The sequence below is a fragment of the Gemmatimonas sp. genome (assembly GCF_041689975.1).
GTDB lineage: Bacteria > Gemmatimonadota > Gemmatimonadetes > Gemmatimonadales > Gemmatimonadaceae > Gemmatimonas.
Window position 1 is genome coordinate 18959 of record NZ_JBDNFF010000183.1, and the last position, 11120, is coordinate 30078.

Annotated in this window: 7 protein-coding genes and 3 pseudogenes; 1 reads left to right on the top strand and 9 read right to left on the bottom strand. The window is 65.0% G+C overall.

The genetic code is table 11. From position 1 onward, the window contains the following. Positions 1–58 precede the first annotated feature (58 nt). From ACESNG_RS11850 to ACESNG_RS11860, 3 genes are all read right to left on the bottom strand, one after another. Positions 59–2722, bottom strand: coding sequence for a PIG-L family deacetylase (locus ACESNG_RS11850; protein WP_373069111.1), 2664 nt, complete (start codon positions 2720–2722; stop codon positions 59–61). A 35-nt stretch (positions 2723–2757) separates the two neighbouring features. Further along, positions 2758–5562 (bottom strand): 2-oxoglutarate dehydrogenase E1 component, encoded by a 2805-nt coding sequence (locus ACESNG_RS11855; protein WP_373061725.1) that lies wholly within the window; start codon positions 5560–5562, stop codon positions 2758–2760. 85 nt (positions 5563–5647) lie between these two features. Then, a complete protein-coding gene (locus tag ACESNG_RS11860; protein WP_373069113.1) occupies positions 5648–6967 on the bottom strand; it encodes a GAF domain-containing sensor histidine kinase in 1320 nt (439 codons plus the stop codon). A 56-nt stretch (positions 6968–7023) separates the two neighbouring features. Here ACESNG_RS11860 and ACESNG_RS11865 point away from each other — a divergent pair. Further along, positions 7024–7143 (top strand): annotated as a pseudogene (locus tag ACESNG_RS11865) (DUF2256 domain-containing protein); the annotation flags it as partial. A 32-nt stretch (positions 7144–7175) separates the two neighbouring features. Here ACESNG_RS11865 and ACESNG_RS11870 read toward each other — a convergent pair. From ACESNG_RS11870 to ACESNG_RS11895, 6 genes and pseudogenes are all read right to left on the bottom strand, one after another. Continuing rightward, positions 7176–7555, bottom strand: a pseudogene (locus tag ACESNG_RS11870) (type II toxin-antitoxin system VapC family toxin). A 9-nt stretch (positions 7556–7564) separates the two neighbouring features. Beyond that, a pseudogene (locus tag ACESNG_RS11875) lies at positions 7565–7758 on the bottom strand (AbrB/MazE/SpoVT family DNA-binding domain-containing protein). Positions 7759–7869: 111 nt separating this feature from the next. Then, complete coding sequence (locus ACESNG_RS11880; RefSeq protein ID WP_373069115.1) at positions 7870–8406, bottom strand: hypothetical protein; 537 nt, start codon at positions 8404–8406, stop codon at positions 7870–7872. Between the two features lie 37 nt (positions 8407–8443). Beyond that, complete coding sequence (locus tag ACESNG_RS11885) at positions 8444–10018, bottom strand: M20/M25/M40 family metallo-hydrolase (protein WP_373061719.1); 1575 nt, start codon at positions 10016–10018, stop codon at positions 8444–8446. A gap of 47 nt (positions 10019–10065) precedes the next feature. After that, positions 10066–10854, bottom strand: a complete 789-nt coding sequence (locus tag ACESNG_RS11890) for a hypothetical protein (RefSeq protein WP_373061717.1) — start codon at positions 10852–10854, stop codon at positions 10066–10068. Further along, on the bottom strand, positions 10851–11120 hold a 270-nt coding region (locus ACESNG_RS11895), incomplete at its 5' end, for a sigma factor-like helix-turn-helix DNA-binding protein (protein ID WP_373069117.1). The genes ACESNG_RS11890 and ACESNG_RS11895, both read right to left, overlap by 4 nt.

Consider the following 11120-nt stretch of genomic DNA (forward strand, 5'->3'; position numbering starts at 1 on the left):
CTCCTGCTTCCTGAGACCCTCCTCCCTGCTTCCTAGGGAGTTTTACTTCGGCGCTTGCTTACTCGACCCCGCCTACCTTCCGCCCCACCACCGCCCCCCCGTTCACCAGATTTGCCAGTATCCGCGCCGCGCCCGGTACGCCGTTCGGCAGCTGACGGAACAGCGCCAGCGTGACATACACGTAGCGCCCTTTGCCCAGCGGGGCCACGAGCAAGCCGCCCTGCTGTACGGGCTCGTTCGGATCGTTCATCGCCAGCAACGGCGTGTAGCGCTTGTCGAACGTGTCCGGCATGTACGTGGCGCGTTCCTGAACCCAGTCGGCCCAGTCGGTGGCGCCGATGCGGTTGGGGCTGAGCAGCAACGGGTGCGCAGGCTGCAGCACAGTCACTGGTGCATGCTCCATCGTGACGCGAGCGGCCGGTCGTCCCCACTGCATGGGGAACGGCACGACGCTCGGGAATCGGTTCATGTCCTGTGCGCCGTACTGCACGATGAGTGTGCCGCCCTTGTTCGCGTAATCGAGCAGGCGACCGTTGTTGCGCACCAGCACGTCACTCGCTTCGTACGCGCGCGGTCCCACCACGATGCTCGTGAAGCGCGACAGGTCCGTGCTGGTCAGCATCGACGGCTCGATCTTCTCTACCGCGATATCGAGCTGTTCGAGTGCTTCGAGTCCGGTGTCTCCGACGCCCTTCACGTAGCCCACGCGAGCGCGCGGCGGCAGCTTCGCGGCCACCGCCGAGAGATACATGCCGGACGCGCCGTACAAGCGCATCGGCGTGATATGGTCGTACTGGATGGTGAACACGCTGCTCGTGCTCATCGCGCCATCGTGCACCGCGAGCGCGACCAACTCCAAGCGGCCTTCCTTAACCAGGCCGCGCACGCGGAAGGTGAGAATCGTGGCGCCGTCGGGACCGAGCATCCGTGCGCGCTCCACCGAGTCGGCCTTTAGCCCTTCGGGGAGCTCCAGTTTTACCAACACCTTGGTGTCGTGCGGATACGACGACTGAATACGTACCGGCACGAAGCGCTCAACGGGCACGCCGGCGCGGATGTATTCCATCGTGCTGCCAAGATTCACCGTGATGCCCGGTACGGCGGACACCGGCACCTGCTGATCACCTTTGATCGGATCGGCGAAGCGATACACGACCGGCTCGTTCAGCGTCACCTCCTCACCGGCAATGGTAAGACGCGCCTGCACCATCGTCGCGCGCTGTTCCTGTTGCTGCGCCTCGGTACGCGCGTCGATCGGCGCCTGAAACCAGTCTTGTTGCTTGCGTCCAAACGCGCGCCACCACGGCGAGTTCGTCTCGAACGCCACGGCCCAGCGGTTGAGTACCGCCGCACTATCGGGGCTGATCGCCACGTTACCGATTTCACCGGGCCGCAGGCCAAGACCAGCAACCGACGCGCTCATCAGCTGTACGGGTACGCGCCCGCGGTTGAACACCGTGATCGTGACCGGCAAGGAATCGTTCACGGCCAGCTTCACCGACTCGCGCACCGGGAACGTTGCACGCGGCGCCGTGGCTTCCACCGCCACACCCGCGGCCAACACGAGTGCGCGTTCGGCGCGATCAATCGTGGTCGCGAGTGCATCCCACAGCGCCGGCGGCGCCTGTCCGGGTGCCCGGCGTGACAAACTCGGAGCCGAGCCGGGACGACCGGCAATCAGGATGCCCGGGCCGCTGCCACTCGCGTTGCGCACGGCGCGAAGCTGACGCAGTGCTTGCGCCAACGGTACCACGATCGACGACGGATCATCGGCGCGATACGCGACGCGCGCTGCCGCGATCGTGCGCAGCGCCGAGTCGAGAACCGGTTGCGCCGTGGCCGGCAGCTTCGCACGCAATGCCGTCCACGTGGTATCGATGCCATCGAACAACGACTGCTCGCGGCGCGCATCATCCGGCCCGACGCGTGCCACTTCACGCGACAGATACCCGAAAATCGTGCCTTTCCTCTGCAGCACACCAAAGCCCTGCGACTTGTGCTGCGACCGGCTTTCGGCCGCGATCTCATAGTAGCTCCGCCCCAACAACGCGTCATACTCACCCACATTCACGCGTAGCGTCGCCGAGTCAGGCGCCTGTCGTGCACTGCGATAAAACTTCTGCGGCGTCCACGGCAAGCCAAAGCCCTGCACCGGGAACCGCACCGTGTCGGCGGCCAGATCATACGCTTCGCGTGCCAGCAGCCCCGACACCTGATGATGCCCGTGCCCGTCACGCGGCGTGCCACTGAAGAACGCCACCATCACGTGCGGGCGAAACGCGCGTACGACACGCACTACATCGCCGAGAATCGAATCCTTCGGCCAGTGCGTGTAGGTTTCTTCGGCGTTCTTGCTGAAGCCGAAATCGTAGGCACGGGTGAAGTATTGTCGGCCGCCATCGATACGGCGCGCCGAGAGCAGCTCCTGCGTACGGATCGCGCCCAGCGCTTCGCCCAGTTCGTTGCCGAGCAGATTCTGTCCGCCGTCGCCGCGTGTGAGCGACAGGTACGCGGTCTCTACATGACGGCCTTTGGCCAGCCACGCGATCACCGGCGTGTCTTCGTCGTCGGGGTGCGCAGCGATGGTGAGCACGCGGCCCGTGGTGCCGATCCCGGCGAGCGTCGAACCCAACGCCGCAGCGCCGCGATCGAGCGTCACGTTCTGCGCGGACATCGTGCGGCCACCAGCGACAAGCGCCGCGGCAATAGCCGCGGCGCTCATCACGATCTGGTGGAGTCGGGTGCGCCGAAGCGCCTTCACTGCCCCACCTGCATCACCGAACGCTCCACGGACACTTCGCCGGTATCCATGACCATCGCAATGATTCGCGCCTGCTCGGCCTGATGTGCATCCATGTAACCTTCGGCCGGGCTCGCGCGCTCCGGACGTCCCACGTAGCGCACACCGACCGACGCACCGGCCGACGCACGCAGGCGCGGCTGCACGTACGTCCACGCACCCTGATTCTTCGGCTCTTCCTGCGCCCACACGACCTGCTCGATGGCGGGATACAGATCCATGATGCGCACGATCTCCTCGTGCGGCCACGGATACAGCTCTTCCACACGCACCAGCGCCACGTTCGGATTTCGCGTGGCCGCGAGCGACATGTCGTAGTACAGCTTGCCGGTGCAGAACACGATGCGACGTACATCGTCGCGACGCTGCGAGGCGGTGGGATCGTCGATCACCGGCTGGAAGCCGCCCTGCGACAAGTCTTCGCGCTTCGACGCCGCCTGCGGCAGGCGCAGCAACGACTTAGGCTGCATACAGATGAGCGGACGACGTGACTTCCGCAGCGCCTGACGACGCAGCAGATGGAAGTACTGCGCTGGCGTGCTGCAGTAGGCCACCGTGAGGTTGCCTTCGGCACACAGCTGCAGGAACCGCTCGAGACGCGCGCTCGAGTGCTCCGGACCCTGCCCCTCGTAACCATGTGGCAGCAGCAACACGACGCCACTGTCCTGTCCCCACTTCGCGCGGTCGGCCACGATGAACTGGTCGATGATCGGCTGGGCCACGTTCACGAAATCACCGAACTGCGCTTCCCACAACGTGAGCGTGTCGGTGGCCACCGTGCTGAAGCCGTACTCGAACGCCAGCACGGCCGTTTCGGAGAGCGCCGAGTTGAAGATCTCGAACGCGCCCTTCGCTCCCGGGAGATTCGCGAGCGGCGCGTACTTGCGTCCATTCTCGCTGTCGGCGAGTACCGCGTGACGATGCGAGAAGGTGCCACGCTCGGCGTCCTGTCCCGTGAGGCGCACCGACATGCCGTCGATGAGCAGGGTGCCGAACGCCAGGGCTTCGGCGTGGCCCCACTCGATCCCACCCTGTTCGCCCATCGTCTCACGACGACGCTCGAGCTGCTTGGCCAGACGTGGGTTGGGCGTGAGATCGGTCGGCCACGTGAGTAACGCGTCGTTCACGTATTGCAGCCTGTCCGTGGACACGTTGGTCGCCACTGGCTTCGGCGCTGCGACCGGCTCAGAAGGCCACGGCGCATGCTGCTCGCTACCCAGGAGCGACTGCTTGAAGCGTGCATGCATGTCAGCGTAGTTCTGCGACACGGCTTGCTCGATCGCGGCGGCTTCGGCACTTGTGAGGACACCTTCGATCACGAGACGAGCCGCCCAGACCTGCGGCACCGTGGGGTGCTGGCGGATCTGGGCCGTGCGCATGGGCTGCGTGTACATCGGCTCATCGCCTTCGTTGTGGCCATGACGACGGTAGCCCACGAGATCGATCAGCACGTCCTTCTTGAACGTGGCGCGATACGCACACGCCAGACGAACCGCCGTGATGCACCCCTGCGCATCGTCGGCGTTCACGTGGAAGATCGGCATCTCGAAGCCCTTCGCGAGATCCGACGCATAGTGCGTGGAGCGCGCATCGGTCGCGTCGGTGGTGAAGCCGACCTGATTGTTCACGATGATGTGAATCGTGCCACCGGTGCGGTACGCGTTCAGGTGCGAGATGTTGAGCGTTTCGGCTACAATGCCTTCGCCCGGGAACGCCGCATCACCGTGAATGGCCACCGGCACCACGGCGAGCTCATTGCGCTCGCCCGGCTTGCCCGGCACGCGCTGCAACGCGCGCACCACGCCTTCGATGATCGGGTTCACCACTTCGAGGTGCGACGGATTCGGTGCGAGGCGCAGTTTCACGGCCTTGCCGTCCACGTCGCGCGTGCCGACGAAGCCCATGTGGTACTTCACGTCGCCGGTTGCGTTCTCATCGGCCTGATCGTGCCGGCCTTCGAACTCGGCGAACAAACTTTCGAACGGCTTGCCCATCACGTTGGTGAGCACGTTCAGTCTGCCACGATGCGCCATGCCGATCACGATCTCCTGCGCACCCGAGCGTGCCGACTCGCGAATCACTTCGTCGAGCATCGGAATGAGCGTGTCGGTGCCTTCCACCGAGAACCGCTTGTAACCCTGATATACCCGACCGATGAAGCGCTCGAGTCCGTCCACCTGATTCAGACGACGCAGCGTGTCTTTCTTCTCGTCGGGCGTGAGATCGCGCGTGAGCACGCCATCACGAAACGCCCGCTGGAACCAGTTCCGCTCTTCGTCGACCTCGAGATGCCACACTTCGTAGCCGACGCGGCCGGCATACACTTGCCGCTTGCGCGCGATGGAGTCGGCGGCCGTAGCGAAGCGATCGTCGCCCAGCGCGGACCCGGGAATCGCCCGCAAGTCCGCTTCGGTGAGCCCCCAGAACTCCGGACTCAGATCCTCGGCGCCCGGAGGCGGCGTACCTAGCGGATCGAGTTGCACGGCATAGTGGCCGTAATTGCGGATCGCCTGCTGCATGGACGCGGCGGCGGCCACCTTCCGGAGGAAAGCGACATCGTAGGTCGCACCTCCGGCCGGAGCCGATCCCGGCGACGCCGATGGCGAAGCCGCGGACGAAGCCGAAGGTTGTCCGAACAGCGACTCGGCCATGCGGAAGTACTGGCGCCACGTCTCGTCCACACTGGCTGGATCGTGACGATACCGCTCGAATTGTTCGGCAAAAATGCCGTCGTTGAAAACGCTCGTGATGGCAGCGGTCATAACCTTCGAATGTAATGTCGGATTATCGAAGACACAGGTCGGGAACGCTCTCCGTGTGTCGATCCGTGTGCGGAGCCGATGATCGTCAGTGCGTGACCGGAACGACGAGGGTGAACACCGACCCCTCGCCGGGGCGCGACACCACCTCGATGCGACCGCCCAGCATGGTCGCCAGTCGACGCGCGATGTAGAGCCCCAGTCCCGTACCCCGGTGCCGTCCGGCCAGCACATTTTCGATCTGTGAGAATGGACGAAACAGGCGCTGCATGTCAGTCGGCTCAATACCCACACCGGTGTCGCGCACGGCGAACCGAACAGTTGAGGCGCCGTCGGCCAAGGGTGATCCGCGGGTCACCCGCACGGACACCGCGCCCGCTTCGGTGAACTTCACGGCGTTCTGGCAGAGATTCAACAGAATCTGCCGCACCCGCGCCTCGTCGGTGTGCAACGAGGGGAGCCCCGATTCGAGGTCGATCGAGAATTCGATCCCCTTTTCGCGAGCCAGGGGCTCCATGAACGGGTGCAGCGAGTCGAGCAGCTCGGGCACGCCCACGGTGGCGTTGCGCGCCGTGAGCCCGTCGGCCTCGAGCGAGGCGTAGGTGAGAATGTCCTCGATCAGGGCACCGAGGTGCCGTCCGACCGTTCGCAGGCGCATCACCACGTCCTGCTGCTCAGGCGACAACGGACCGAGGATCTGATCCTCCAGAATCTCGCTGTAGCCCTCCAATGCCGTTAAAGGGGTGCGAAGCTCGTGCGATAGTGTCGCTAAAAGGCTGGTTTTTGCGGCATTGGCAGAGCGGGCGTCTTCCAGCAGCCGGGCCTTCCAGAGCGCCAGCGCCGCCAAGTCGGCCATGACACCCAGTCGCTCTTCGTCCTGTTCGTCGAACGGCGGGTGCCCCGTTTCTCGTGAGATTGAAAGGACACCGTACAGCTGACCGTTGGCGAGCAGCGGCAGCAGCAGCATCGGCCCTATACCGAGCCGTGGCAGCAGTTCGGCGAAGAACGGTGAGCTCGCCTGCGGCGACTTGATCGTGATGGCGCGGAGTTCGTTGGCTACCCGCCCCGTGATCGTCCCTTCGAGCGGGAAGGTCATGGAAAGCAATTCATTCGTACGCCCCGCTGTGGCCACATAAACGCCATTATCGCCACTTAATTCCGCCACTGCAGCGCCACTTGCGAGTCCCCGCACCATCGAGAGCTCGCAGAGCGTTTGCAACACGCTCTGAGAACTCGTTTCAGCAGCCAAGGCGCGGGCTACCTGTCGGAGCGTTCCGAGCTCCTCAGTTTTCCGATAATCGGAATAGAGGAGGTCATCCGTGCTGGCCGGAAAATCGGCGGGGTTGTGCGGATTGGGCATCTGGGAACTCTGCACCGCCGCGCGTCGCTTGGGGAGCGATGCCTTCAAGAGAATCCAAACGACCGCGTGACGGCGGCGTACGCGGCCAAGGCGTAAACGGCCACCCCGACAAGACCTGCGCCCGCTGCGGCCGGCCGTTCAGCTGGCGCAAGAAGTGGGAGCGCGACTGGGAAAGCGTGCGCTACTGCAGCGACAAGTGCCGGATGGGGAAAGGCGCGGGGTGAGGCGGGAATGCGTGAATTAGCGGGCCGACGGGTTAGTACGCGACGTCCGCGAATCCTTCAAGGTCGGCGTCTTGCGCCCGCACCACGCCGCCCAGTTGACGGGCGGTCGTTACACGATATTGTCGGCGAGCGGCAGTGTGTGCTCGAGTCCAAGCGATGCCGCTCTCAGCGCCAACGTCGCGTCGAGATCCACCACGCGCCCCTGCTGCATAACGGCAACCGCCTGCCGTGCGTCGCTCTCACCACGCTGACGCGCAATCGCCTTGAACACTTCCAGCAGGCAGATCGCGGGCGTCACCAGTCGGCGTTCGTCCTCGATGGCCGACGCAAAAGTGCCGGCATTCGGCGTGTCGGCGAAGTACGCGAGCCACGCCGACGAATCGACGACGTTGAGCTTGGCGCGAGTGCCCATAGCCGGGCGCTACTCGCGGTCGGCGTCGCGATCGACGGCGGTGTCGATCCCGCGCACGAACCCGCGAAGGCTGCGCGCGGTGCGAAGCGGAATCAGCTCGACACGATCGCCTGCACCTTCTGCCCGGGCTCCAGCTGAAGCCGCTCCCGCACGCTCCGCGGGATCACGACCTGATATTTGGGAGAAATCGTGACCACGCCCAAATGAACCCCGGATTGATGATCGATCGTCACTTCGTTGTACGAAATGCATATCGATAGGACACAACGGGCCACGCGTTATTTCATCGACGGAGGCACGGAAGCGCAGTCAGGCTAAAACACGATGGCGAGCGTGATCGGGACGTACGAATCGAGCTTATAGTCTCGGCCGGTGGCGCGGTCCGAGAGATTCGGGTGCGCACTGCTTTCCAGTGAGATGCGGTAACGCGCCGTAGTCACCCGGACACCGAGCCCGCTCCGCACCCCACCGACGAAATTGTTCGGGCTGTCTGCGCCCGTAATCGACATCAGATGCACTCCGGCGCCGATCAGGAAGTACGGTGCGACACGCAATCGGGGCGGTGCCACCACCACGGTCGTCACGAAGCCGACTGATCGAAGATTGCCGGTCTTTTCGGCCGAGCGGTTTGGCGCTGGGTTTCCGGGCATCGACATGGCTTCGCCATCGAGTCGAAGCCGCACCACCCTCGTTGGGTTGCCACGAATGACGCCGGCGCGGACGAACGGCCCCGCGCTACGATCCGCCCCGATCGCTTCGACCGGCACTACCGTTCCAATGCCGACCTCAATCGTCCCCGACTGTGCCACGACGGTTGATGGCATGACGCCAAACAGGAACAGTGCGATCACGGTACGTTCGATTATCGGAGTCACAGGTAGTCGCTCCCTACTTCAAAATCGGCGTCGCCCCACCCGGCCACAGCGGGCCCAGCCCCGCTATGATCTCCGCCATCACGCCGATGCCGTCCCACAGACTGCCGATGCGCAGGTTCTCGTTCGGCGCGTGCTGACTGTTGTCGGCGTTCACGGTGGGCACGGTGATCACCGTGGCACCGAGTTGCTCTACAAAGTGAAAGAGCGGCAACGAACCACCCAACATCGGCATCACGAACGGCTCGCGACCGTAGGCTCGGCCCATGAGCGTTTTCACGGCGCGCACCGACGGCAGCGACGACGCCACGCTCACGCTGGTGTAGCCACCGCCACAGCCGAGGTACGCCAGGTGGGCGCGATCGGTACTGCGTGCAGCCGCGTTGGGATCGGCAGCTACGGTATACCCGAGCGACACCAGATGACGTGTGACCAGCTCGCAGATACGCGCCGGTTGCTGGTTGGGCACAAGCCGGAAATCGATGGAGACACTGGCACTCGTGGGTACGGCGTTGGCCGCACCGCCGCCCACCTCGCCCGCACGAATGCCACGAATGTTGAGCGCGGGAAGCATGATGCGCTCGCCGAGTGCGGCGTTGTTCGCCTCGGTGCGGGCCAGGCCCAGTGATGCGCGGAGCGAGTCGTCGGTGGCCGACAAGGCCTTCGCCAACGCGCGATCACTTTCCGAAATCGCCGGCACGTCGTCGTAGAACCCAGCAATCTTCACTCGGCCGTCCACGTCACGCACGCTCGCAATGAAGTGCGCGACGGTCACGCCGGGGTTGGGCGCCCAGTTGCCGTAATGTCCGCTATGCAACGCGCGATTCGGGCCGTAGAACGTGACGTCCACGCCCATCACGCCGCGCACACCGAGCACGAGTTGCGGCGTACCGCTCACGTGAATCGGCCCATCGAAGAACAGCCAGGCGTCGGCGGCAAGCACCGACTTGTGCGCCTTGAGCAGGTCGCCGAGGTGCTCAGAGTTGGCTTCCTCCTCACCGTCGAGAAAGAACTTTACATTCACCGTCGGCGTCTTCCTGGCGGCCTTGAGCGCGTCGAGCGCAGCAAGCATGGCGATGATCGGGCCCTTGTCGTCGCTGGCCGAGCGCGCACGAATGCGCACGGCGGGGTCGATCGTGTCGCCCTTGGCCGGCAACGACACGGCGTCGGTGGCCACGCTGTTCTGGTAGCGACGAAGTTCGGGGGTGAACGGATCGCCGTTCCATCCGCCTCCAGCCACCGGCTGTCCGTCGTAATGCGCGTACATCACGATCGTGCGCGTGGCTCCGGGCGCTTTGATCTCGCCGAACAAGGCGGGATTGCCGCCGGTCGGTGCCACTAGCGGTCGCATGGTGACACCGCGCTTGGCGAACGCGGCCGTGAGGAAGTCGACGTTGCGCCGGATATTCGCGGTGTCGGTGGCCACATTGGGAATGGCCATGAGCGCGAAGGCTTCGTCGAGAATTTCGCGCTCGTGCGCACGACGCCAGGCGTCGACGGCGGGGCGAAGCGACTGGGCCGACAGCGGGGCGGTGGTGACCGCAGCGAGGGCGACCGCGGATGCAGCGAGAGCACGAAGGATTGAGGCCATCCCGAAAACTGTGATCGGAATGGCCTTCGCGCTACGACGTTGCCGCGCTACAACGCCGCCAGCAGCGCTACCCGCTCGCGTGTACTCACCACCACACCGCCCGGCGCTTCGACCGTCACGGCGAACATCACGGCATCCCCAATTGGCACGCGGGCAATGATCGACACGAACACCTCAGTCGCGCCGGCCGGCACATCGAACACACCGCCGTCCACCGGATACCGTTGATCGCGCGCCTTGTCGAAGATCCACAGCTGATACTGCCACCGACGCGCGTCGTTGGACTCGAGACCGATCAGACGCATGACACCGCGTTGCGCGCGTGTGCTCCAGACCACGTCGCCACCAGCGCCGAGTGCGGCGGAATCGGTGGTCGGCGACCAGACGATACGCGTGATCGCGGAGTCAGTCGTCATCAGCGAGTCGCGCACCCTTGAGGCAGCGGCCGACGCACCGGCAATCGATAACTGCCGTGCGGGTAGGCCACCCGACGTGGCCGTCGCGCTACTCGGGTCGCGAACCCAGACGGCCAGCAGAGCCGCCGCCGCGAGCCAGCCACCCCACGCCACGAAGGTCCGGCGCGGGCGCACCGCGATCGTGTCATATGGGGCGTCGCTTGCGGCGACCGGCGGTGGCAGAACGACGGTGTCGTACGACACCACACGCGGCTCGAGCGGCACGATCATCTCACCAGCCGCGATCGCCCGCGCGGCGAACGCCGGCGGCAGGGCATCCTGTACCGTCATCGAGTCCGCCGCGAGCGCGGCGGTGAGCTCACCGATCAGCACGTCCTGACGCGTTACCTGATTCGACACCTGATTCTCCTTCGCGGTCATGAGCCCTGCTGCTCGCGCGCAACGTCCGACGCCCGGTGCCGCGCGTCGGACTGCTGCAACAGTGCCCGCGCCCGCTGCAGACCGCGACGGATGTGGGATTTCACCGTACCCAGCGGCGTGTTCATTGCCTTCGCAATCTCGTCGTGAGTGCGCCCGTGCAGAAGCGACAGCTCGAGCGCGGTGCGCTGTGCCTCAGGGAGCGACCGCAGAGCAGCACGGGCGCGATCCACCCGATCGTCGCGCGCGTCGTCCGACTGCGTGTCGTC

Excerpts from the sequence above, each read along its gene's own strand:
- ACESNG_RS11850 (WP_373069111.1), bottom strand. The coding sequence starts at position 2,722 with ATGAGCGCCGCGGCTATTGCCGCGGCGCTTGTCGCTGGTGGCCGCACG.
- ACESNG_RS11855 (WP_373061725.1), bottom strand. The coding sequence starts at position 5,562 with ATGACCGCTGCCATCACGAGCGTTTTCAACGACGGCATTTTTGCCGAA.
- ACESNG_RS11885 (WP_373061719.1), bottom strand. The coding sequence starts at position 10,018 with ATGGCCTCAATCCTTCGTGCTCTCGCTGCATCCGCGGTCGCCCTCGCT.
- ACESNG_RS11890 (WP_373061717.1), bottom strand. The coding sequence starts at position 10,854 with ATGACCGCGAAGGAGAATCAGGTGTCGAATCAGGTAACGCGTCAGGAC.